At 60.5% G+C, this 23,519-nt stretch carries 24 protein-coding genes and 1 riboswitch; of the genes, 8 read left to right on the forward strand and 16 right to left on the reverse strand.

The genetic code is table 11. The features are described from left to right. Window positions 1-155: 155 nt before the first annotated feature. The 11 genes from tatA to KJS47_RS16300 form a co-directional block, all read right to left on the reverse strand. On the reverse strand, window positions 156-350 hold the full coding sequence (tatA, locus tag KJS47_RS16250; protein ID WP_213526114.1) for a twin-arginine translocase TatA/TatE family subunit: 195 nt from the start codon (window positions 348-350) through the stop codon (window positions 156-158). Between the two features lie 19 nt (window positions 351-369). Next, a complete protein-coding gene (gene tatC / locus KJS47_RS16255) occupies window positions 370-1,119 on the reverse strand; it encodes a twin-arginine translocase subunit TatC (RefSeq protein ID WP_213526115.1) in 750 nt (249 codons plus the stop codon). Between the two features lie 37 nt (window positions 1,120-1,156). Beyond that, window positions 1,157-2,881: a GMC family oxidoreductase gene (locus KJS47_RS16260; RefSeq protein WP_213526116.1), complete on the reverse strand. Its 1,725-nt coding sequence runs from the start codon at window positions 2,879-2,881 to the stop codon at window positions 1,157-1,159. A gap of 14 nt (window positions 2,882-2,895) precedes the next feature. Continuing rightward, window positions 2,896-3,690: a gluconate 2-dehydrogenase subunit 3 family protein gene (locus tag KJS47_RS16265; RefSeq protein ID WP_213526117.1), complete on the reverse strand. Its 795-nt coding sequence runs from the start codon at window positions 3,688-3,690 to the stop codon at window positions 2,896-2,898. Window positions 3,691-4,048: 358 nt separating this feature from the next. Then, complete coding sequence (locus KJS47_RS16270; RefSeq protein ID WP_213526118.1) at window positions 4,049-4,759, reverse strand: HoxN/HupN/NixA family nickel/cobalt transporter; 711 nt, start codon at window positions 4,757-4,759, stop codon at window positions 4,049-4,051. Window positions 4,760-4,821: 62 nt separating this feature from the next. Then, the gene (locus tag KJS47_RS16275; protein ID WP_213526119.1) at window positions 4,822-5,523 is read right to left on the reverse strand and encodes a GntR family transcriptional regulator; all 702 of its coding nucleotides are present in this window, start codon (window positions 5,521-5,523) and stop codon (window positions 4,822-4,824) included. Between the two features lie 403 nt (window positions 5,524-5,926). Then, window positions 5,927-7,069 carry a M20 family metallopeptidase gene (locus KJS47_RS16280; protein WP_213526120.1) on the reverse strand — a complete coding sequence of 381 codons (1,143 nt, stop codon included), beginning with the start codon at window positions 7,067-7,069 and terminating at the stop codon, window positions 5,927-5,929. Window positions 7,070-7,084: 15 nt separating this feature from the next. Further along, the gene (locus KJS47_RS16285; RefSeq protein WP_213526121.1) at window positions 7,085-7,888 is read right to left on the reverse strand and encodes an ABC transporter permease; all 804 of its coding nucleotides are present in this window, start codon (window positions 7,886-7,888) and stop codon (window positions 7,085-7,087) included. Then, window positions 7,885-8,754, reverse strand: coding sequence for an ABC transporter permease (locus tag KJS47_RS16290; protein WP_213526122.1), 870 nt, complete (start codon window positions 8,752-8,754; stop codon window positions 7,885-7,887). Before KJS47_RS16290 ends, KJS47_RS16285 begins: the two co-directional genes overlap by 4 nt. Before the next feature lie 4 nt (window positions 8,755-8,758). Next, window positions 8,759-9,853, reverse strand: coding sequence for an ABC transporter ATP-binding protein (locus KJS47_RS16295; protein ID WP_213526123.1), 1,095 nt, complete (start codon window positions 9,851-9,853; stop codon window positions 8,759-8,761). Window positions 9,854-9,864: 11 nt separating this feature from the next. Next, on the reverse strand, window positions 9,865-10,974 hold the full coding sequence (locus tag KJS47_RS16300; RefSeq protein WP_213526124.1) for an ABC transporter substrate-binding protein: 1,110 nt from the start codon (window positions 10,972-10,974) through the stop codon (window positions 9,865-9,867). A 208-nt stretch (window positions 10,975-11,182) separates the two neighbouring features. Here KJS47_RS16300 and KJS47_RS16305 point away from each other — a divergent pair, with 208 nt between their 5' ends. From KJS47_RS16305 to KJS47_RS16315, 3 genes are all read left to right on the forward strand, one after another. Then, complete coding sequence (locus tag KJS47_RS16305) at window positions 11,183-11,944, forward strand: IclR family transcriptional regulator (RefSeq protein WP_213526125.1); 762 nt, start codon at window positions 11,183-11,185, stop codon at window positions 11,942-11,944. Between the two features lie 178 nt (window positions 11,945-12,122). Beyond that, window positions 12,123-12,222: riboswitch (purine riboswitch) on the forward strand. Window positions 12,223-12,385: 163 nt separating this feature from the next. Then, the gene (locus KJS47_RS16310) at window positions 12,386-12,988 is read left to right on the forward strand and encodes a xanthine phosphoribosyltransferase (protein WP_213526126.1); all 603 of its coding nucleotides are present in this window, start codon (window positions 12,386-12,388) and stop codon (window positions 12,986-12,988) included. Window positions 12,989-13,098: 110 nt separating this feature from the next. Beyond that, a complete protein-coding gene (locus KJS47_RS16315; RefSeq protein WP_213526127.1) occupies window positions 13,099-14,400 on the forward strand; it encodes a nucleobase:cation symporter-2 family protein in 1,302 nt (433 codons plus the stop codon). A 128-nt stretch (window positions 14,401-14,528) separates the two neighbouring features. Here KJS47_RS16315 and KJS47_RS16320 read toward each other — a convergent pair whose 3' ends face one another. Further along, a complete protein-coding gene (locus KJS47_RS16320; protein WP_213526128.1) occupies window positions 14,529-15,545 on the reverse strand; it encodes a cation diffusion facilitator family transporter in 1,017 nt (338 codons plus the stop codon). 344 nt (window positions 15,546-15,889) lie between these two features. Between KJS47_RS16320 and KJS47_RS16325 the strand changes: the two genes are divergently transcribed. From KJS47_RS16325 to KJS47_RS16335, 3 genes are all read left to right on the forward strand, one after another. Beyond that, window positions 15,890-16,126, forward strand: coding sequence for a hypothetical protein (locus tag KJS47_RS16325; RefSeq protein WP_213526129.1), 237 nt, complete (start codon window positions 15,890-15,892; stop codon window positions 16,124-16,126). Between the two features lie 15 nt (window positions 16,127-16,141). Beyond that, window positions 16,142-16,279, forward strand: coding sequence for a hypothetical protein (locus KJS47_RS16330; protein WP_213526130.1), 138 nt, complete (start codon window positions 16,142-16,144; stop codon window positions 16,277-16,279). Between the two features lie 237 nt (window positions 16,280-16,516). Next, window positions 16,517-16,705: a hypothetical protein gene (locus tag KJS47_RS16335; RefSeq protein WP_213526131.1), complete on the forward strand. Its 189-nt coding sequence runs from the start codon at window positions 16,517-16,519 to the stop codon at window positions 16,703-16,705. 98 nt (window positions 16,706-16,803) lie between these two features. Here the strand turns inward: KJS47_RS16335 and KJS47_RS16340 are convergent, their stop codons facing one another. Then, window positions 16,804-17,301 (reverse strand): LURP-one-related/scramblase family protein, encoded by a 498-nt coding sequence (locus tag KJS47_RS16340; protein ID WP_249716447.1) that lies wholly within the window; start codon window positions 17,299-17,301, stop codon window positions 16,804-16,806. Between the two features lie 358 nt (window positions 17,302-17,659). Between KJS47_RS16340 and KJS47_RS16345 the strand changes: the two genes are divergently transcribed. Both KJS47_RS16345 and KJS47_RS16350 read left to right on the forward strand, forming a co-directional pair. Further along, entirely contained in the window at window positions 17,660-19,405 is a 1,746-nt protein-coding gene (locus KJS47_RS16345) for an ABC transporter ATP-binding protein (protein WP_213526340.1), read from the forward strand. A 141-nt stretch (window positions 19,406-19,546) separates the two neighbouring features. After that, entirely contained in the window at window positions 19,547-19,768 is a 222-nt protein-coding gene (locus tag KJS47_RS16350; RefSeq protein WP_213526132.1) for a DUF378 domain-containing protein, read from the forward strand. Between the two features lie 243 nt (window positions 19,769-20,011). On the opposite strand, the gene KJS47_RS16355 is transcribed toward KJS47_RS16350, so the two are convergent. The 3 genes from KJS47_RS16355 to KJS47_RS16365 all read right to left on the reverse strand — a co-directional run bounded on the left by KJS47_RS16355 (window position 20,012) and on the right by KJS47_RS16365 (window position 23,196). After that, the gene (locus KJS47_RS16355) at window positions 20,012-20,449 is read right to left on the reverse strand and encodes a hypothetical protein (RefSeq protein WP_213526133.1); all 438 of its coding nucleotides are present in this window, start codon (window positions 20,447-20,449) and stop codon (window positions 20,012-20,014) included. 128 nt (window positions 20,450-20,577) lie between these two features. Beyond that, window positions 20,578-21,804, reverse strand: a complete 1,227-nt coding sequence (locus tag KJS47_RS16360; protein WP_213526134.1) for a hypothetical protein — start codon at window positions 21,802-21,804, stop codon at window positions 20,578-20,580. Between the two features lie 177 nt (window positions 21,805-21,981). After that, window positions 21,982-23,196, reverse strand: coding sequence for an HD-GYP domain-containing protein (locus tag KJS47_RS16365; protein WP_213526135.1), 1,215 nt, complete (start codon window positions 23,194-23,196; stop codon window positions 21,982-21,984). Between the last annotated feature and the right edge of the window lie 323 nt (window positions 23,197-23,519).

Here is a 23,519-nt window from a genome sequence, read left to right on the forward strand (position 1 = left end):
GCGAAAATTCGACCTATGGTAAGATTAATCGAACAGCGTTCAAATTTCAACTGAACGTGTTTCGAACCCTCTTCCCCCCTCTTTCCCCCTATCTCCGTCCCCTTTTCCCACAAAAAAAGACACTCCGAAATGGAGTGTCTTAACCGCCAATCCGGCTACGCGCGCGGCTCTTCCTTGCCCGGCGGCAGCTCTTCTCTGCCATCCTCGATTACTCCCCGGGTGGAGTTCTTGAATTCGCGAAGCGTGTCGCCGAACGCCCGTCCGAGCAGCGGCAGCTTGGCCGGCCCGAAGACGATGAGCGCGATGGCGAGAATGATGATCAAGCCGGATACGCCAATATTGTTGAACATGGGACGCCCTCCTTTCCGGTCAGCGGCCCGCGGCGGGCGCGAGCCGTCTGCCGTAATACTTGGCCGAGACGAACACGCTGATCTCGAACAGCAAAATGAGCGGGACGGTGACCGACAGGTGGGAGACGAAGTCCGGCGGCGAGATGCAAGAGCCTGTAATAGCAAGCGCCAGGTAGGCGTACTTGCGCGTCCGGCGCAGCCTCTCCGGCGTCAGCACCCCGATCCGGGTCAGGAAGACGGCCACGAGTGGCATCTCGAAGGCGACCGCGACCGGGATGACGACGTTGAAGAGGAAGCTGAAATACCGATCGATGCCGTACGTCTCTACAGCTCCTATCGACAGGTTCATCTTTTGCAGGAAGCCGACCATCATCGGGAAGACGCCGAAGTAGCCGAAGGCAAGTCCCACAATGAAGAGCGCGAACGAGACCGGGACATACAGCAGCGAGCCCCGCGCCTCGTCCGGCGTCAGTCCCGGGCGGACGAATGCCCAGATCTGGTACAGCAGGACGGGCAGCGTGCCGACCGCCGCCACGAGGAACGCGCACCGCATGTAGATAAACAGGCCGTCGGTGAGCGAAAAAACGTTCCAGACGACGGGCACCGCGAACGGGTGCCCCTTGAGCAGCAGAAGAAGATCCGGTGCCGCGTAGAGCCCCGCCGCGAGCAGCACCAGAAACCATAGTGCGACCTTGATCAGCCTGCCGCGCAGTTCTCCGAGGTGACGGACGGCTTCCTCCAGCGTCTCGTTTGCCTGCGTCCCTTCCATGCGGCTTCTCCTCCCTTCCTTATGCCCATCTGCTTAGTCAGCCGATCATGCCCTTGCCCTGCTGCATATACTTGGTGATGCCTTCGGCCGCTCGGTAGGCGAGCGCACCGAGCGTGCCCGTAGGGTTGTAGCCGCTGTTGTGCGTGAAGGCGTTCGCCCCGATTACGAATACGTTCTCCGCGTCCCACATCTGCATGTGCGTGTTCGTGGCCGAATTGCCGGGGTCTGTGCCCATGACGGCGCCGCCCGTGTTGTGGGTCGATTGGTACGGCACGATGTCGTAGTTGCTGATCGTATTGGAGGCCTGCGTCTTGGTGGCCTTCATCTCGTTGGCGATGGCGATCGTCTTGGTCGCCATGAACTTGATCATCTCCCGGTCCTGATCCTCGAAGTCGTACGTGATCCGCAGCAGCGGCCGCCCGTAGACATCCTTGTAGGTCGGGTCCAGGTCGAGGTAATGGTGGCGCCACGGCAGACTCGAGCCCTGCACGCCGATGGTCAGGATGCGGTTGTAGTAATGGAGCGACTGCTTCTTGAACTCCTTGCCCCACTTGGGCGTGCCCGCGGGCGTCGGATTCGTCTGGATCGGCCGGAAGCCGGCCTGCGTATACCGGATGTTCGCCCCGTGAAGGAACGGCAGATTCGAGTGGTCGAAGTTATCGCCGTTGAAATCGTCGATACAGCTCCCGAGCGCGCCCGCGCCCGCGAACAGATTGAATTCGCGGTCCTCGTAGATCGCCTGCGCCCCGCCTCCGTTGACCTGGTACGCATAGTTCCGGCCGATGACCCCCGTGCCCGTGGACGGGTCGTACGGCTTGCCCAGCTTGGACAAGAGCAGGAGACGGACGTTGTGCAGCGCGTAGCTGGTCAAGACGACGACGTCGGCCGGCTGCTCGAACTCCTCGCCGGTCAGCGTGTTGATATACCGGACCCCGGTCGCTCGCCCGCCGGTATGCAGCACCTCCATCACATTGCTCAGGTCGCGCAGCTCGAAATTGCCTGTTTTCTCCGCGACGGGCAGAACCGTTACAACCGGGTCTGACTTGGCTCCGTACTCGCAGCCGAACCGTTCGCAGAAGCCACAGTATTGGCAGGCGGCCCGGGAGATGCCGTCGGGATTTGTATAATTGTCGGCAAGGTTCGCCGAGGGAACCATGTACGGGTGGTAGCCTAGCTTCTTGGCCGCTTCCTCGAACAGCTTGATGCCCGGCGTCTTCTTCATCGGCCCGACCGGAAAATCCGCCGACCGCTTGCCGACCATCGGATTCTGGCCCTTGTCGCCGCTGATGCCCGCCATCTTCTCGTACTTGTCGAAGTACGGCTCCAGCTCGTCGTAGGTGATTCCCCAGTCCTGCAGCTGCATCCCATCGGGGATTTTCTTGGCGCCGTACCGCTCGATCGTCTTGGTCCGGATCTGGAAGTCGTACGGCAGGAACCGGTAATTCTGTCCGTTCCAGTGCACGCCGGAACCTCCGACACCCTCTCCAAGCAAGAACGAGCCGTGTGTGCGCATCGGCAGCGCCGTCATTTTGGACGTATTCCGGAAGGTGATCGACTCCCGGGACAAATCCTGCATCAGATCGTAACGGAGCGCATAGCGCAGCTCGTCATGGACCATGAAGTAATCCTCGGTCTTGCGCCGTTTGCCCCGCTCGAGACCGACGGTCTTGATGCCCGCCTTGGCCAGCTCCGCCGCGATAATGCCGCCCATCCAGCCCATTCCGACGATGACGACCGGCACTTTGGGTAATTTCGTTGCCATGAATAGTCCCCTCCTTATCCGTGTTGCGTCATGTGATCGGACAGACTGGCCGGCTCGTAGGTGACGAACTCTTCCTTCTCGATGATGTCCATGTAGGTCATCTGGTTGCCGGGATACTTCTTCATGCGCCAGCCCTGCATATCCTTATTGCCGCCATACAGCGGGTCCGAATAGGCACCCTCGAGCGTCGAAGAGCGCAGCAGGTTAAAGAACACGCTGCTCGGCAGCCCGTTAATCTGCACTTCCTGTCCCTTCTCAAAGACGGTCAGCAGCTCGTCCAGCTGCTCCGGCGTCAGATCGGGCACGCCCTTTTGGTATTTCTGCTGAGCGTAGTTTTTGACGGCCTGCAGGCCGGTCGAGAACAGCTCGTGGCGCTTGAAGATCGCCTGGTAACCCTGGGTCGCCTCGGCCTTTTGGAACGGCCCCATCATATAGTCGCGGCCGTTCGTGCCCCACTGGCCCGCCAGCTGGTGGTCGATGAAGAACGCGACGCCGAGCGCCTTGGCCCCCGGTCCGAGCTCGTCCTCCGGAAAGATCCGCTCCGCGAGCGCCTCCGTCAGCGTGAACTGCTCGGCGTTCATATACATGAGCGCCTGGTTGAAATCCTTGGTTTGCTGACCGGGCTTCGCCGGCGTACCCGGCTGCGTTTGTTTCGGCTGGTTCATATTGCGGCCGATCAGGCCGCCCACCACGCCGCCGACGACGACTCCACCAAGCGCGGCACCCGATACCTTCAGAAATTTCCGTCTGGACTCGTCCTGCGGTCCATTCGGCTGCTTGGGCTGCTGGTCCTTTTCCTCTTCTGCCATCCTGCTACCCCCTCTGCGCGGCAGCTCCTGCCTAGGAGGCGATGCTGCCGGGACGCGAATGATATTCCTCAGTATCACCCTTATCTGGAGGTTTATTCCTAGTCTGAACATGCCAAAAAACCCGCAGAACGCGGGTTCGCGGGTTGGAGCCTCAGCCGAAAGCCGGCCGGGCTGCGGTCTGCTGCCCGCAAGCCGTAACGGTCTGCCGGCGCAACAAAGCCCATGCTTGTATGAAGTTCTCTCGTTAACCATGGCGGAACAGACGTTCGGCCTGTTCTCGCCCGAGCCAAGACGCGGGCCGTTCGCTGACGGCGGCCCGGAGCATCCGGGAGGAGAAGCCTCTCCACCCGCTCCTCCGTCAGGAGAACCAGAGCTGGAACAGCCCCTCGTTCACTCCCAGATTGTACATATAATACAAGCCGAATCCGACGCTGATCACGCCGGTCGCCCGGGTGAGCATCGCGTTGAGTGTCAGCCGGCCGGAGCTGAGCACGAACGGGATGCCGAGCAGCGTCGTGAAGAGCAGCATCCCGACGACGGTGCCCGCGCCGAAGATGAGAATATAGACGATGCCCTGTCCGACGCCATTCACCGTGCTCATCGTCAGGAGCACCATCGCTCCGCTGCCCGCGAGCCCATGGATGAACCCGATCGCCAGCGACTTCCAGTAGGAGAACCCGGTATGGCGATGCGGCTCGGATCCGCCGGGGCCAGCGGCCAGAACATGTTTATGTACGCTTCCTTCGTGCTCGTGGCGGCGCAGTCTCAGCCGGCTGAGCGACGTGAAAGTCGTGACGCCCAGATAGACCAGCATGATCCCCACGAGGAATTCGAGCGACATCGCCCACTTGTCCGGGATCTCGTCCTTCATCAGGATGAGCGCCGTCCCGACGACGAACAGCGTCGCCGTATGGCCGATGCCCCAGAAGACGCCGGCGAGCGAAGACCGCCACAGCTGTTTGCTGCGGCTTGCGATCGTCGAAACTGCGATGACGTGATCCGGCTCGATCGCATGCTTGATGCCGAGCACGAAGCCCAGCGCCAAAATAGACAGCAAGCTTGCTTCCACTACCCTTTCCCCCCATTCTTTTGTCGCCAGCCAGGCGAACGCTGCCCCGGCCGGCCGGTCCGTTAATTCCGGAACATCTCCGGACACTTCTCCTTAATCGCCGGCAGCTCCTCCTCCAGCTTGCCGAGATGGGCCTCCAGCAGCCGGCCGACCGCCTCGGCGTCCCCGGTCCGGAGCCGCTCGAACAGCTCGGCGTGCTCCTGCACGAGGTTCGCCGTCTGCTCCAGCTCCTTCATTGCCAAAAGCCGCACCCGGTTCAAGTGGCCGCGCATCTGCCCGACCACATCCAGGAGCGTGCGGTTGCCCGCCAGCCCGAGGATGCAGACGTGGAACGCTTCGTCCAGCCGCAGGAAGCGGACGGCGTCCTGCTCACGCGCCGCCTCAGCCTGCTGCTCGAGCAGCAGCCCGATCTCCCGCTCGGCGCGGCGAAACGGCTCGGAGCCGTCCCATCGGCCGGCGACGGCGCGAAAGGCCCGGCTCTCCAGACTGAGCCGGACGAAGCCGCTCTCGCGGACTTTGTCCTCCGATAGGTACGCCACGCGCCGGTTGCGCTGCGGCAGCACGTCCACAAGCTGCTCCGCGATGAGCCGGTTGAACGCGTCGCGCACCGGCGTGCGGCTGATGCCCAGCTGCTCGGCCATCTCGTTCTCATAGATCAGCGTGCCGGGCGCCAGCTCCAGCGTGATGATCGCATCTCGGATCGTCTCGTACGCCTGCTCGCCCAGCGATTTGCCCGCAGCCAGCGGCATGGCGGGATTCCACATAGCTCATCGCCTCCTAACTCCATCCTTACGCGCCGGACTGCCCGGTATGCATTCCGGCCAAATAGGCGCCTCTTTTCTACATCAGTATACCTGTATACAAGTATACCTGTCAACGAGGAACTGCTCCCCGCGCGTCCTAAGCCCCCCCTTCTCGCTCGGTTGATTAAGGCAGCGAATCAGCCGCTCCCTTAACGATTCGCCTCCTTAAGCATTAACGGGACGCCAACATTCGGCAAAACAAAGGAACCGACGTTCGCCGACCGCGAGCTCTTATGGACGTCGAGGAGAGCTGTGGCATGCCGGCCGCTCCCTCTTCCGCGCAGCACAAAGAAGCCCCCGCCAAGCGGGGGCTTCTTCCGGATGCTCCGGCCATATGCTGTGCCGGCACAAGGCCGGCAGCCGGTCAGCAGCTCTCGATCATATGCGCGAGCAGCGCCGTGCGGAGCGGAATCTCGTCGATCCGCACATATTCGCGCGGCGAGTGCGCGTAATCGCCTCGGGCGCCGAGACCGTCAAGCGTCGGCGTACCGCAAGCGGCGATCAGGTTGCCGTCACTCACGCCGCCGGTCGCCGTCTCGCCGACCGCGAGGCTGAGCTCGGTGCGCCCGAGCTCGCGCGCGAGCCCGTACAGCGCCGCGGTCGCGTCGGTCCGCACCATCGGCGGGCGCATCATTCCGCCGGTGACGGTCAGCCGCGCGCCGGGCAGGACGGGCGCGAGCCCGCGGATCGCCTGCTCCACCCGCTTCTGCTCCTCGGCGGTCGCGACGCGGACGTCGATCTCCGCCTCGGCGCGGTCGGCTACCACATTGGTGCCGATGCCGCCCCGGACGATGCCGACGTTGACCGTCGTCCCCCGCGCGAGATCGGTGAGCGCATGCAGGCGGAGGATCTGGTTGGCCATCTCCTCGATCGCCGATACGCCTTTCTCCGGGTTGACGCCCGCATGAGCGGAGACGCCTTCGACGATCAGCTTGAACCGGCCGCTGCCCTTGCGCGACGTCTTGAGAAAGCCGTGCGGCTCCATCGGCGGCTCGAGGACAAAGGCGGCCTTCGCCTTGGCGGCCTCCCGCTGGATGACCTCGCGGGAGGACGGGCTGCCCGCTTCCTCGTCGCTGTTGAGGAACAGGGCGATCGTCTTGTCGGCCGGCAGCCGGCCCTCCTCTTGCAGTACCTTCAGCGCGATCATCGCCTGCAGCACGCCGGCCTTCATATCGTAGACGCCGGGGCCGTAAGCGAGGCCGTCGCGGATCTCGAACGGCCGCTTCGCCGCTTCTCCCTCCGGCCAGACGGTGTCGTAATGCCCGACGAGCAGAATGCGGTTCGGCCCGTTTCCAAGCTCGCAGACGAGCGGGTCGCCGTACGTTTCGTTCGGAATGCGCGTCACCCGTCCCCCGGTCAGGCGGACGAATGTGTCCGCGAACCAGTCGGCCATGGCGTCGCCCAGCTTTTTGTTCGCGGAAGGGGAGTCCTGGTTGACGCTCTCCTCGAGCAGCCGCAGCAGCTCGGGAAGCGATTGATGAATACGATCAAGTAACGATGATGACATAACGACAGCCACTCCCTAGTGCGATTGGGTATTCGTCCCGAACAAACGATCGAGGCCGTATACCCGCTCAAGCAGGAAGATGAATACCAGACTGAGCAGGATGACGACAGACGAAATCGATGCGACGAGTGGATCGAGCGTCTCCTGCATGTAGCTGAAGATAGCAAGCGGCAGCGTTGTCGTGTCCGGCGCCACCAGGAACAGCGAGACCGTCACGTTATCGAACGATGTCAGGAACGAGAAAATAAGTCCGGATAAAATCGCGGGGCGCAGCAGCGGGAGCGTTATGTCCCAGAATACGTTGAACGGCTTCGCTCCCATAATGTAGGCCGCCCGTTCCAGCGTGTAGTCGAACGAGCTGAGGCCGGTCAGCGTCAGCCGCACGACGTACGGCACCGCGATCAGAATATGCGCCAGCAGCAGGCCGGCGAACGAGCCGCCGAGCCCGATTCTCGTGAAAAACAGCAGCGCCGCGATCCCAATGATGATGCTCGGGACGGTGAGCGGCGACATGAGCAGCGTCGTCACGAAGCCTTTACCGGGCACGTTGTACTTGTGAATGGCCAGCGCCGCCAGCGTCCCGATCAGCGTCGCGACCACCGCGGTCACGGCGGCGAGCTGAAGGCTGAACAGGAACGCGTCGGTAAATTCCGGCCGGTCCAGAATCTTCTGGTACCACTGCAGCGAGAAGCCCTGCGGCGGGAACGACAGATACCGGGCCGAGGTGAACGAGACCGGAACGATGACCAGGAACGGGGAGATAACCATCAGGCAGACCAGGGTGGTGATCACCCCGAGCCAAGGGATGCGGATTTTCATGATGCAAACACCTCTTTATACCGTTTGGTCTCCACCAGCTTGGAGAAGACGGTGACCAGGACGACCGTGGAGGCGAGCAGCAGGAATGCGAGCGCGGCTCCGAGCGGCCAGTTGAGCGTGGCCATGATCTTCTCGTACGTAATGACCGGCAGCACCTTGACCGAGGTGCCGCCCATCAGAGCAGGCGTAACGAACGCGCTCATCGACAGGCTGAATACCAGCGTCGTGCCGGCAAGAATGCCCGGCAGGCTGAGCGGCAGTGTGATCGTGCGGAACATCGTCCACTTGGAGGCGCCGAGGATGCCGGCGGCCTTGAACAGCGACGAGTCGACCGCGTAGAGGCTGGTCGAGATCGACAGCACCATGTAGACGATGAACGCGTCGGTGAGGCCGATGACGACGCCGAGCTCGTTGTAGAGCAGGCGCAGCGGCTTCTCGATCAGGCCGAGGTTCATCAGAATCGTATTGATCCATCCCTTGTCTCCCAGAATGACGACCCAGCCGAAGTTCCGGATGACGACGCTGATCAGGTGAGGCGAGATAATCAGGAACGTGACGAACCCGCGCATCTTGCCGGAGGCTTTGGACAGAAACAGCGCGACCGGATAGCCCAGCAAGAGGCAGCACAGCACGGTGAGCAGGCTTACCTTGACCGTCCTCCACAGAATGCCGATGTAGTACGGATCCTTGACGAACAGAATGTAGTTGTCGAACGTGAACTGCTCCTTGGCGTCCTGGAAGCTCATCAGGAAGATATAGAGCATCGGGATAACGAACACGCCGAGCAGAATGATAAACGCGGGAACGAGCAGCAGCAAGGCCGCCTGGTAGGCGGCGCGCTTCGCCCGGGTTGCGGGAGCGGACATACCGTTAGCCCTCCTTCCGCGGGAACACGAAGGCGTGCTCCGGATTCCAGCTTACGGTGACCGTTTCGCCGGATTCGAGCCCCCGGAGCCGGTCCATGGCGGGCAGACGAACGGTCATCGTCTCCTGTCCGGTCGCGACCTCGAATTCGGTGAACGAGCCGAGAAAGGACGACAGATGGACCTTCCCGGTCAGCTGGGAACCGCCGGCTGCAGCAGCCGCTCCCTCGGACACGCTCAAATGCTCGGGGCGGATGTATACCGAAACCGCCTCGCCGCCGGAGAACGATTTGCCGCGCAGCGGCGCCTCGATTGTCGAGCCGCTGTCCAGCTGGACGAGAAGGCGGTCGCCTTCGGCACGGAGCACCTCGCCCGTCAGCTTGTTGGACTTGCCGATGAACGTATGGACGAACTCGGTCGCCGGTTCGTTGTAGATCTCCCACGGCGTGCCGATCTGCTCGATCTTGCCGTGGCTCAGCACGACAATCCGGTCGGACAGATACAGCGCTTCTTCCTGGTCGTGCGTAACGAAGATAGTCGTCACGCCGATTTCCTTGTGCAGCCGCTTGAGTTCATCGCGCAGCTCCTCGCGCAGCTTGGCGTCGAGATTGCTGAGCGGCTCGTCAAGCAGGAGCAGCGACGGCTCGGTGACGAGCGCCCGCGCGATGGCGATCCGCTGACGCTGGCCGCCCGACAGTTGCTTCGGGTACCGGTCGGCCACCTGGGGCAGCCGGACCGTCTCGAGCACCTTGGCGACGCGCTGCTTGATCTCCGCCTTCGGCACCTTGCGGAGCTTGAGGCCGTAGGCGACGTTCTCAGCGACCGTCATATGCGGAAACAAGGAGTACGTTTGGAATACCATACCAAGCTCACGCTTGTTCGACGGCACGTTGTTCATCAGCTTGCCTTTGATCTTGAGCTCCCCGCCGTCCGGCTCGAGGAAGCCGGCGATCATGTTGAGCGTCGTCGTCTTGCCGCAGCCCGACGGGCCGAGGAAGGAGATGCATTCCCCCTGCTCCACCTGCAGGTTGAAGTCGTCGACGACGATGTTGTTGCCGAACTTCTTTTGAATATGAATCAGTTCTACGTCTAGCGCTTTCATGGATAGATCACCTATTTTCCTGTCAGTGGTGCGATTTCTTTGTTGAAGCGGTCGATCCAAGCGGCTGTGTTGTCGCTGATCACTTGATAGTCGGTCTTCACGATTTTGGCCTTATCGAATGCGAGCTTCTTGGCGATGTCGTCCGGCAGCTTCACGGAGACGGCCGGGTTGTAGTACAGCTTCGAGCCATACAGCTGCTGGATCTCGTCGCTCAGCAGGAAGTCGATGAACAGGTTCGACGCGTTCGGGTGAGCGGCTCCTTTGACGATGGTGGCTACGTTCGGAACGACCGGCGAGCCTTCCTTCGGAATGACGAATTCAAGCTTCAGACCGGCGTCCGCCTGCACAATGCTGCGCGCCTGCGTCCAAGCGGTGTACAGCGCCGTCTTGTCCTGCAGGTTCTGCTGGAGCTGGGCTGCACTCTTCGCGAATGTCGGCATGTAACCTGCAATCGTTTTCAGCTTCTCGAAACCTGGGTCCATCTGCTTCTCGCTGCCGCCGTTCGCGTACGCGAGCATGATCAGGGCACTGCGGCCGAAATTGCTCGAGATCTCGCTCAGCGTAAGCTTGCCCTTCATCTCCGGCTTGGCCAGGTCGTTCCAGGACGTCGGCACCGGCAGGTTCTTCGCCTTCACCTCGTCGACATTGTAAGAAATGCCCATCGGCGTATAGTTGACGGCTACCCCGCTGTTCTCGGACACCTTCAGGTCGCCGAGCACTTTCTTCATATTCGGAATTTTGGCGTCGCTAAGCTGCTCCCAGAGTCCTTCCTTGCGGCCCGCTTCCTGCTCGCCGCCCTCGATGATGGTTACGTCGATCTGAGGGGAGCTCTTCTGCGCCTTTACTTTGGCAACGATTTCAGTAGAAACGCCGCTAACGTAGCTCAGCTTGACGTCGGGATACTTCTCGTTGAACTTCTTGAAGATCTCGTCCTTCATGAGGGTTTCCACCGTTGCCCCGTTCCCGGCCACAACAAGTGTCTTCTCCGGCTGTACCGCAGCGGTCTGGCCGCCTGCTGCCGGCGACGCCGCCGGTGCCGGTTCACTCTTACCTCCACATCCCGCCAGCAGCGAGCCTGTCAACGCAATCCCTGTCAGAACAGCAAAAACCTTCTTCTTCATCTTGTTCCTCCCGCCAAATCATGATATATTGTTCACGCATAGAGAACGATGTTCACTATACGTGAATTTGTATAGCTGAATTTTAGCACGCTAAACTATCAGATTCAACGAAAATATTTCATATTTTTTTAACTATTTTTCGGCTATCATCGGGTGTAAGAACTGGCGTGTCTTGCCCCACCATTTCTATTAGATAAGGAAGGTAACCATGGAGCACCATCTTTCTTCCGTCAAAAACGGCTGCCGGCTGCTTAAGCTGTTCCTCGGCCCCGCCCGGGAATGGGGCGTCACCGAGCTGAGCCGCCAGCTGGATCTATCCAAGGGAGCGGTCCACAAGCTGCTCGCCACGCTGGAGAGCGAAGGCTTCATCCGACAGAACGAGACGAACAAGCAGTACTCGCTGGGGTTCTCCCTCCTCGAGCTGGGCATGCAGGTGCTGAAGACGCACAGTCTCGTCGACTTCGCCCATTCCTATCTGCAGAAGCTCGCCGAATCGACGACTGAGCTTGCCTGCCTGTGTCTGCTGGACGGCGAGGAGGCCATCTACGTGGACAAGATCGAATCGGTCCACCCGATCCGCTTCAACGTCGACGCCTACCGCAAGTTCCCGCTCTATGCGACGAGCGCCTCGCGGGCGATCCTCGCGTACCAGCCCGAGGAGACGATCGACCGCGTGCTCGCGGGCGGCATCCGGGCGTTCACCAAGCATTCGGTCACCGATCCGGCCGAGATGAAGAAGCGTATCCTGCGCATTCGCGAGAACGGCTACGAGGTCAGCTCCAACCTCCGCAATGTAGGAGTGACCGGCATCGCGTCCCCGATCCATGACGCGGCCGGCCAGGTCGTCGCTTCGGTCAGCCTCATCGGGCCGTCGGACCGCATGCAGCCCAATCTTGATTCGTATCTCGTGCGGGTAAAGGCGACGACCCAAGCCATCTCCTCGGAGCTTGGCTGGCGATCCGGCTTGTAGCGGCTGGCTCTCTGCACTGCCGCAACACAGCGAAAAAGAGGGGTCTCCTTCCTCTATTCCCTGGATTTCTCGTAAGGTTCCCAGTAAAACACGAATAATAAGAGATTAACTTGCAAGAATGTTCGTTTTTCTCATAATTTCCTCTTCCCTAACAGCCCTCCATCCGCTATACTAGGAACATCTAAATAGTCGTCCGACTCGTATAATCGCAGGAATCGGCCTGCCAGTCTCTACCCGGCCACCGGAATGGCCGGACTACGAGTGAATGCCCGCCCTCTCCCCCGGCGCGAGAAGCCTTTGCTTTCGGCCCGCGGAGGGAGGCCGCCTCTTTTTCCATTCACTCGCCATGCGAATCGTTATTCGGTTCCGGCGGGTTTTTGTCGTTTACAGGGCGATCGCGGCATGCACTGCCGTCCATTCTTACCAATACGGGAGGTTTCCATGAAGCTACTCAAAGACAAAATCGCTAGCGAAGGCATCGTCCTCTCGGGCCAGGTACTCAAGGTCGATTCGTTCCTGAACCACCAGGTCGACCCCAAGCTGATGCAGGCCATCGGCCGGGAATTCACCCGCCGCTTCTCGGACGAACCGATAACCAAGGTTCTGACGATCGAATCGTCCGGCATCGGTCCGGGCCTTATGACCGCACTGGAGCTGGACGTGCCCCTGATCTTCGCCCGCAAGCAAAAATCGCTGACGCTGCGCGACGACGTCTTCGTCGAGAAGGTCCATTCCTTTACAAAGCAGGTCACGAACGAAGTGACGGTATCCCGCCGCTACATCGTGCCTGGCGATACCGTGATGATCATCGACGACTTCCTCGCCCACGGCGAAGCGGCGCTCGGCCTGGCCCGCATCGTGGAGCAGGCGGGTGCGCGGGTCGCCGGCATCGGCATCGTGATCGAGAAGGCGTTCCAGCAGGGCGCTACACGGCTTCAGGAAGCCGGCTACCGGGTGGAATCGCTGGCCCGCATCCGGTCTCTCGAAGGCTCCGTCGTGTTCGAGGACGAGCCGGCCGACCCTTCGCTGACCTGCCGCTCCTAAACAGCCCGGCCAGGCGGGGCACTCCCAGCCTTTTGAAACGATTCGAAACGACTCGTCGTCCGTTCAAGCCCGTCACGGGCTTCCCTACCCTATCCTAAGGAGACCTACCCATGCGCAAACAAGCCAAATTGTTCTCGCTCGGCCTTCAGCACGTGCTCGCCATGTACGCGGGCGCCGTCATCGTGCCACTCATTGTCGGCAAAGCCCTCAATCTGACCCAGACACAGCTCGCCTATCTCGTCTCGATCGATCTGCTGACCTGCGGCGTCGCCACGCTGCTTCAGGTCTGGAAGAACAAGGTGTTCGGCATCGGTCTCCCGGTCGTCCTCGGCTGTACGTTCACCGCAGTCGGCCCCATGATCGCCATAGGCCAGGAATACGGCATGTCCGCTATTTACGGCTCGATTCTCGTCTCCGGCCTCATCGTCTTCCTGATCGCCTCGTTCTTCGGCAAGCTACTGCGGTTCTTCCCCCCGGTCGTGACCGGATCGGTCGTCACGATCATCGGCCTGACGCTCATCCCGGTGGCGATCAAGGATATGGGCGGCTCCGGAGACGACTTCGGCAGCCTGCCGAACCTGCTGCTGTCGTTCGGCGTCCTGCTGCTTATCCTTATCCTGAACCGGTATCTCACCGGGTTCTTCCAGGCGATCTCGATTCTACTCGGCATCATCGCCGGCACCGTAGCCGCCACGTTCATGGGCCGCGTCGATTTTGCGCCCGTCAGCGACGCCGCGCTGGTCCATATGGTACAGCCGCTCTACTTCGGCACACCGACATTTCCTATCTCGGCGATTCTGACGATGACGCTCGTCGCCATCGTCAGCATGATTGAATCGACCGGTGTCTTCCTAGCACTCGGCAAGATCGTCGACAAGGAACTGACGCCCGCCGACCTGGCGCGCGGCTACCGGTCCGAAGGCATTGCCTCCCTGCTGGGCGGCTTCTTCAACGCCTTCCCGTACACGACTTACTCGCAGAACGTCGGGCTCGTTCAGCTCACCAAGGTGAAGTCGAGCAAGGTAATCGTCATCGCCGGCTTCCTGCTCGTCGTCCTCGGCCTCGTGCCGAAGATCGCCGCTCTGACGACCCTCATCCCGACACCGGTGCTCGGAGGCGCGAGCATCGCCATGTTCGGCATGGTCGTCTCGTCGGGCATCAAGATGCTCGGAGGCGTCGATATGAACCGCCAGGAGAACCTGCTCATCATTGCCTGCTCCGTCGGCATGGGACTCGGCGTTACGGTAGCGCCGGACCTGTTCAACCATCTGCCGACCACCGTGCAGATTCTGACCAGCAACGGCATCGTCGCCGGCAGCATCACCGCCATCGCGCTTAACATGCTGTTCAACTTCGGCCGCAGCAAAGCGGCGGCCACGGACGCTTCGGCGGCCGGCAGCCAGGCGGCCTGATCCGGCGGCGATCCTCGAACAATCCAGCCACGACAAAACAAGCTGCTCGCTGGCGAGCAGCTTGTTTTTTTCGTTCTGGGAGGAAGTCAGGCGGAAACTCCCGCGATGCCAGGAGACGAACAGGCGGGCTATCGGGCCACTTCCCCGCTCTGCGGCCCCCAATTCCGGATGCCGTTGTCCTCGATAATGCCGAGCGTGACGTCCGCGATATCCGCCTCTTGGAGCAGCCGGTCGCGAATGCGGAACTTGATGTCGTCGGCTTCCGCGAGCGTAAGACCGGCCCGCAGCTCGATGTAGCCCTCTACATGGTAGAACCGGCCCTCCTGGACGATGCGCATCTTGTTGATATCGGCGGTATCCGGATCGTCCAGGATGATGGATGCGATGCGCGCCTCCACATCGGTGGGCGCGGCGACTCCGATCAGCCCGACCATGTTGTCATAGCCGACACGGAACGCCACGCCGATCATGAGGAGCCCGATCAGGATGGATGCGATGCCGTCGAGCAGCTTGAACGACGTCAGCGAAGTGACGACGACCGCCACCAGCGCGAGGAAGGCTCCGGTCGTGGCGACCAGGTCCTCATAGAAAACGAGGCGGGTCGGTGGTGCGGCTCTTCCGACGTTGCTGAACGCCGTTCCCATGAGCCCCCACCCTTTGGCCTCCACGCGGGCTTCGTGTGCGATCTCCTTCATCGCCTTGACGAGAACGAACCCGTCGACGACGAGCGAGACGAGGAGCACGGAGAAGTTCAGCCAGAAGCCGTGCGCCTCCGCGGGATGCATGAGGAAGTGGAAGCCCTCCTTAATCGTCTCATAGGCCATAATCGTTACGACGATGACTGCGATCATGCAAAAAATGTTGATGAGCCGCCCAAACCCCGTCGGAAAGCGCCGGGTTGGCCGCCGCTCCGCCAGGACGCTGCCGGTGAAGACGAAGCCCTGGTTGACGGCGTCCGCGATCGAATGCATCGTCGAGGCGAACATCGCTCCGCTTCCAGTCAATGCGGCCGCGATGCCCTTGATGATGGAGATGAGCACGTTGCCGAGTGCCGCTGTGCCGGAGGACGTATTCCCCCGTTTGATCAGACTGAATAACGACTCCTTCTCTTCCCTGGTCCCTTCCTTACTCTGGTCCGGATTCACCCAGATTCCCCCTTGCCGTTCGAATTGCCTGTCCCGGCTGCTTCTCTCGCGGCGGACAGGAACGAAATGTCTTACGCATCAGTATGCCCACGGTTTCGAAGCCGCTGCCTCACCCGCTCGCTTGGCCGCTAATGCGTTTTACCCGCCGTTCCCCGAACCCAACCAGCGTACACCCCACAAAACTCCCAGCCCAGTGTTCGGCATCACATGACGTTGTTATTCACCCGCCGCCCGGACGTCCCGCAGCGGACGGCTCGTCCTTTTCAAGATCCTTCCCGCCCCGCTCATGAGACAGGCCCGCCCGGGACATATTAGGAAGAGCCTTCAAAAGGAGGGATTGCGTCATGTCCGAAAACAAGCAGATGAATCCGATGTCGGGTGAGCCGGTCGAGGTCGACGGCGTCTACGAAACCGAATGGGGCCGCCAAGAGCAGCTGTCGCGGGGCGATATCTTCCCTGCCGATCCGGTCCTCGGCTCCACGGAGTGGGAGCTGGTGGAATACGGGGCGGAACACGACGCCTTCGCGAACGAGGACGATGACGGCAAGCTGCGCCGGCACGCCGTGCGCGGAGACAAGTAGAGAGGAGGGAATCGCATGTCGGGTGAACAACCGTCCGGCCGCCAGATCGAAGCCCGCCGGGCGCAGTCCGAGGCGGACCGGACCGGCCGCGGCAAGGATGCGGCCAGCCGAAAGCAGGCGGAGGCCGACCGGCTTGATCAACGGAAGCACTAATCGCCAAGCGGCATCCGGCCTCTTCCGGATGCCGTTTCTTAAGTTCTTAAGGATCCAGCTTCCGGAGCTTTACGCTTCCCCGCCTACCACTCCTTTCCTGTTTGAACCGCGCGCGAAACGGTTAATGATTTAGCAAGCTGGCACCGGCCGTTCGAGGAAACGTTCTCATACCAATGGACTAAACCTAAACACAGCTGTGTATGCTGTACTAATCGGATCAATGGGAGGGATTTCGCCATGGCAAAAAGCGGAACAAACGAAGTGAAGCAGAGTCTGTCGGAGCTGACCCGTATCTATCAACCGACGGATCCCGTCAAATTCGTCAAAACGTTCATGCGCAAATACCGGGTATCCGGCGGGTATGAAGAAGAATTGACCCGGTTGGTCCGGATGGAGCTGAACCGACTGAACGTGCCGACCGCGTAACGAACTTAAGCATGCTAACGAAGCATCCCGGGCCTACTGGCGCAGCCGGGATGCTTTTTTTGCGATATAGCCTTGTCCGGGACAGCGGCCCCTAGAGATCAGGTAGCAGCCGCCTGGTTCATCCGCTTCTGGATCCCGTGGACGCCCATGATGACGGCGACCCATTCCTCCGTCGGCAGTCCGGTCGTATTCTCCAGCTCGAACGCTCCGGCTCCCCAGAACCGGTTGACCTGCCGAAAAGTTAGCACGACATTGTCTGAGTCGTCCGTCACTTCATATTCGCGCGAGAAAGCGGGGGATGTGATGCGATAGGTGCCCCGCAGGCTGTCGTATTCGTACCGTTTGGCCAAGAATCCGAATCGCGCCCGGAGGACGCCTCTCTCTTCCCCGTTTCCGTCTTTTACGATCCAGCGGTTGGACAGAAACGGGAATTTGCCGCTCGCCTGGAGGCGGCCCTGTTCGTCGTAGACGTCGATCCCTTCGGTCATCATGCTCTTCAGGTCCAGCGTGCCGACTACCTTCTCCTGCTCGTCATAGATCTCGGTCGTGCCCATCGACCAGAAGGAATCGCGAAAATATACGGTCATTCCGTTCATGCGTCTCTCCCCTTTCGTCCGGTCCCGGTGCGTGCCGAGACCCATGGTCTCCGAAAGATGCGAAGGTTCTCCGCCCGTCCGGTCGGCCGTCCTTTTGGCTGTATATACGTTCACCCCCGCGCGGAGTTTCGCCGGCCAAGCCGGAGCACGCGGATGGCCGCCGGGTTTGCGGTGCTATACTGGCTTACGCAGCTATACCTGGTCTGGTGCTATACCAGGCTTTGCGGTACTCTACCTGACTTGCAGTGCAATCCCGGTTTTGCGGTGCCATGCCTGGTTTGCGGTGCTATAATGGAAGGACGCCATTCGCGCCCGACAAAACTTAGCCCTACTTAAGGAGATTCTGCCCGTGTCCAATATGAGAGTCTACTTTCAATTCGTCAAACCTTATTGGAAGCTGATCGTGCTGACGCTGCTCATCGGGATGCTCAAATTCGCGATCCCGCTGACGCTTCCGCTCATCATGAAATATGTCGTCGACAATCTGCTGCTGGGCGACGCGCCGATCGAGGAGCGGCTTCGCTCACTTCTGCTGGTGCTCGGCGGCGCCTTCGTCCTGTTCGTAGTCGTCCGAGGGCCGGTCGAATATTACCGCCAATATTTCGCCCAGCTGGTGACAAGCAAGATTCTGTACGACATCCGCAGCCGGCTGTACGCGCATATCCAGAAGCTTTCGCTGCGCTACTTCCATAACCACAAGGTGGGCGAGGTCATCTCCCGCTTCATCAACGATGTGGAGCAGACGCGCAACCTTGTCGAGACCGGAATGATGAACGTCTGGCTCGACCTTTTCACGCTCGTGCTCGTGCTGATCGTCATGGCCTTTTTGAACCCGATGCTGACGCTGGTCTCGGTTCTCATCTTCCCCTTCTACGGCCTTGCGGTCAAAATTCTGTACAAGCGGCTCCGGACGCTCACCAAAGAGCGGTCTCAGGCACTGGCCGAGATTCAGGGCTACCTGCACGAGCGGCTCCAGGGCATCCCGGTCATCCGCAGCTTCACCTTGGAGCGCTATGACGAGGCCAAATTCGGCATCAAGAACACCAAGTACCTGAACAAGGCGCTCGCCCAAACCCGCTGGAACGCGATGACGTTCTCGATCATCAATACGCTGACGGACATCGCCCCGCTCCTCGTCATCGCCTACGGCGGCTATGAAGTGCTCCGGGGCAACCTGACGGTCGGCTCGTTCGTCGCCTTCTTCGGCTATCTGGACCGGCTGTACAGCCCGCTGCGCCGTCTGGTCAACTCGTCGACGACGCTTACCCAGGCTTCCGCTTCGCTGGACCGCGTCCTCGAGTTCATGAACGTGCCGTATGACATCGAGGATGCGCCCGGTGCCAAGGTGCTGCAGCCAGTTCAGGGAGAGATCTCCTTCGACCGTGTTTCCTTCCGCTATAACGACAAGCAGGCGTTCGTGCTGAAGGAAATCGACCTGACGATCCGCGCCGGGGAGACGGTTGCACTCGTCGGCATGAGCGGCGGAGGCAAATCGTCGCTCATCTCGCTCATCCCTCGCTTCTACGACATCCAGGAGGGCGCAATCCGGATCGACGGGCAGGATATACGCGGAGTTACCCAGGAGAGCCTGCGGGAGCAGATCGGCATGGTGCTGCAGGACCCGATACTGTTCAGCGGCTCGGTCCGGGAGAATATCCTGCTCGGTCGTCCGGACGCAACCGAGGGTGAGATCCAGGAGGCGGCCGCTCACGCGAACGCCCATGACTTCATCGAGAGCCTGCCCAAGGGCTACGATACCGAGATCGGTGAGCGCGGCGTCAAGCTGTCCGGCGGACAGAAGCAGCGGATCGCCATCGCCCGGGTCTTCCTGAAGAACCCGCGCATCCTTGTGCTGGACGAAGCCACCTCCGCGCTTGACCTGGAGTCGGAGCATCTGATCCAGCAGGCGATCGAGCAGCTGGCCCGCAGCCGGACGACGATCATCGTCGCCCACCGGCTGTCCACAATTACTCACGCCGACCGAATCGTGCTCATCGAGCACGGGCAGATCAAGGAGATCGGCTGCCACGACGAGCTGATGGAGCTAGACGGACTGTATGCCAAGCTGTTCAATGTTCAGACGCTGAACCATACGCCGGCATAAAGTCCGGGATTCCATTCGTTTGGCCACCCTGCATAATCTCACCAGTTTCTTCCCATGCTAAGAGGTACCCGGTTCCCGCCCCACCGGGTACGTGCGGGCACTCGCCCGTCACGAAATCCGGCAAAGAAGGAGGAAACGGACATGAGAGGCTTGAAGGTTCTGTCTTTGATTCTGCTCGTGATCGGCGGCCTGAACTGGCTCCTCGTCGGCTTGTTCAAATGGGATCTCGTCGGCGGGCTGTTCGGCGGCATGGACAGCGGGTTCGCCCGTACCATCTATGTGATCGTCGGCCTGGCCGCGATCTATGCGCTGACGATGTTCAACGATATCGGCAGCGATCAACGGACCGCCGATCGCGCTTAGCCCGATTAGCGCTCCTCCCCTGCCGCTCCCCGGCCCCCGACCGAGGCGGCCGATGGACGGCACGGCTTCGCCGGCGGGTCCTATCCCGCGCGGCCCCTTCCCTTCGGACTTTTCCCGGTTCGAAGGTTTTTTCTTGTCCCCATCACGAGAAGGACGGCGTGTTTGGCTCGAACAAGCAAAAAAAGGCATGGCGCCGCGGGACGCCATGCCTCTTTTGCACAGGCAGCAGGCTCATAGGCCTGCTTACCCCTTGAAGACCTCCACGTAGCCGCGGTTCTGCCGCAGCACCTCGACGATCTCGTCATAGTCCTCGTCCGCCACCTCGCACGAGAGCACGTAGCGGAAGTCGTCCGGATCCCAGTCACGGTCCTCTTCCGTCCCCGCCACTACCTGGCCCTTGCGCTCCTCGGTGTCCCGGTGGTCCATCCGGTCGAGCTCCCGGAATGCCGCCACCGCCCCGAGTCCGCGGCCTCCGCCCATCGAGCCGTCCCCGGTGCCGGCGAGGAAGACGCCGTCCGCCTCCGAGATCGGCGCATAGGGCGCCAGGATCGGCAGATCGGAGCCGATCGGGCCAGGCAGCTCGCCAACCTCCAGCATCGGCGTCGCGAACGTCTGCAGCTTCGTCTGGGCGGCCAGCGCTTCGTCCTCCGAGCAAAAATACGCTTGCAATTTCTTCGTCATAGGCCATTCTCCTCTCCCTGATTGAGCTGTCGCATCGGTCTTACTGATGTATTAACCCAATTCGGTCCGCCTCTAACAAGCAGGCAAGGGAGAATCGTCCGTTCGAACGGTGCGCGGGCAGGCCGGACTCAGGCGGCCCGGTCCCGGCCATGCCGCGCCTCGGCCCGGCCGCGCGTCCAGGAATAGAGCAGCAGCGCCCCCATCAGCACAAGCTCCGCGAGGAAGACGACAGCGTCCCAAAACCCGAGCGAGCCGGGCGGCTCGGCGAGCTTCGGCACCGAGACGGCGACCATGTAAACCAGCACTGGCAGCAGATAGAACAGACCGATGAGGAGACTGAGCGCGACACCCGCCAGATAGAACCAGGCGTACCGCCGGACGATCCGCTCCTCCCCCTCGAAGATAACCTCCCCAGCCCCCGCCCGCCGCAGACGGCGGGCCAGCCAGCTGCGGCTCGTCTCCATCAAATTGTAGACGCCGGTGGCGTTCTCAATTACATAGTAGAGGTCGGTCTTCATATAGAACAGTGCTTGGTAGAACACGGTCAACAGAATGGCATAGACAGCGGCACCCAGAATATTGTCCGCTAGCGGGAAGGCCTCCCCCCAGAAGAGCCGAACGGTCTGAATCGCGAACAATAGGAGCATGTCAAAGCAGAGACCGCCCAAAAAAGGCACATACCGGCGTCTCGCAGGCAGCCGCCAGACGCCGGTCATGTCCATCTCGAATACGACCAGAAAGAGCCGGTGTCCGATGCCGAGCCGGGAGGACAGCCCTTCCGCGCGCACCGCGAGCAGATGGCCCCATTCGTGAAACAGCAGGATGCCGAGCGTCAGCGCGAGCCAGAGGAGCGTATTCGCCGTCATGGACGGGAAGACGGCCGGATCCCGGTAATGCGGCCGCAGCGCCGGCACCAGGACGAAGAGCAGCACGTTCGCCGCCGCCAGCAGCGCATAGACCGGCAGCAAGCGCCGGTGGAACAGCAGCCGGCCCAGCGCGCCGGCTCCTCCGCCCGCGGCGCCTTCTTCTCTTCGGCTGCTGTCCGCTCTCCGACTCTCCGCTGCTGGCACGGTGGCCCCGACGGATGCTCCATCTACCTCCGCCACCAGCTCAAGCTCGAGCAGCTGATCGGCGAAGGCGAGCATGTCTACCTCCTCGTCCGGGTATGCCTGCTTCAGCTCTCCCTCGGCCTCCTCAAGCGTCTCCCCGGCTCGAATCCGCTCGATCGCATCGATGCAAACCTGCGGCATCTCGTAGAACTCCCCGCTCGCCGGCTCTTCGACGATGTAATGCTTGCGCTTCTCGTGAATGACGAGCGGGCGCAGCGTTAGCCGGCTGGCCGGTGTCACCTTCATAACCGTTCCCCCTTCTCGTTCCGCCGGCGGGCCTTTCGCGCCGGCGCCCTGTCCGGCCAGTCGCCGGCTCCGTGTATAAAAAAAGATGCTTCTCCTCGAGAAGCATCTTGGCATTGCTTAGATAAAAATGCACCACCAGCAAGTTGCTTTAACTTTGGAGAGTTTCCGGATTTTCATTCATTTCACCTCCTTTCGTCGCAGCTTGATGAGATCGACCGGAGGGGTGTTATCCTTCCAGTTGGAATCGTGATAGGAAGCCCATAGCGGATACACCGAAACGAAAGCATCCACCAAATCCGGATCGAACTGCGAGCCCTTGCCTTGCAGTATTCTCTGGTAGGCGATCTCGAGCGGCATCGCCGGCCGGTAGGAGCGCTGGGTCGTCATGGCATCGAACGCGTCCGCAATGGCCGTAATCCGGGCCTTGAGCGGGATGTCCGTTCCCTTGAGCTGCTCGGGATAGCCCTTGCCGTCCCATCTCTCGTGATGGTAGCGAATCACGTCGATGCTGTCCTGGAGCCCTTCGATGTCCTGCACGGCATTCGCGCCGACGGAAGGATGCGTCTTGATAATCTCGTATTCCTCGTTCGTCAGATTCGACGGCTTCATCAGAATATAGTCGGGGATGTTCACCTTGCCCACGTCGTGCAGGAGACAAGCGTAGTAGAAGCTGCGCAGCTCCTCCTCGGTGAAGCCTCCGTACTTGCGGGCGAACAGAAGAGAGTACTGCGCTACCCGCTGGCTGTGTCCGCGTGTGTAAGGGTCCTTCAGCTCCAGCGTAGCGATAATCCCCTTCACGATACCTTCGAGCTGGTTCGTATACGAATCCTGAATGGCACGCACATAGCCCTGAATCCTGCCTAGCAGAATAAAGGCGATGACCGACAGGCCGGCGACGATAAAGGCTGGCAGCAAAACATCGGGGTTCCGGATGACCAGACCGATCATAAGATACTTGGCCAGTGTTCCGAGCGTAACCGTCCAGAAGAATTTCCGGTTGATGAAGATCGGCGATAAAAGCACCAGGAACATCTCCACAATGTTGCCGCTCCGGTAATCCGCGCCCGTATCGATCAGATAGAACGTGCTGTCGATGATGATATTGGTAATCGTATACGTGTAGAACAGGACGTATTTGATCAATTGGGGTTTGTTAGCTCTGAGAAGAAAGATGGAAGATAGAAGGATGAGAGCCTGCACGCTGTACATGACCAAGTTAAGCGGCACATTGTAGTAGGCGAACCCGAACTTGTCGCTTCGAATAAACAGCGGAAACAGGTAGTAGTAAATAAAATCGTAGCCGAGGTTGATGCTGTAGAACAAAACAAGGAAAAGCTTTGCTGCTCGTTTTTCTTCATTGATAAGTGCGGATCCTAGGAATCCCTTTTGCATGTCTGATGTACCCCACTCGAGTTAGATGAGAAGCGTCTCCATACCTTCAACAAGAAGGCAAGAAATTCCTCCTACGGGCTTGTCCCGAAAGGAGAATAATCGCGTCATGGAGCGGAATCCTGTCGAATCCGGCTTCTCCCATTCCGTATAAACAAGATGCAAGTGGTCAATCTTTCCACTTATTATACTACTATATCCCTATCCGTGAACAGATGGTACCGTTCTTTGGAATGGTTTTTTTAGAGATTTCTAGCTAAAATTACCCTATTTTTGCGTCTATGAATCACCCGAGGGGCCATGGGGCCCCCTACCGGGTCTTTTTT

The sequence above is a fragment of the Paenibacillus sp. J31TS4 genome (assembly GCF_018403265.1).
GTDB lineage: Bacteria > Bacillota > Bacilli > Paenibacillales > NBRC-103111 > J31TS4.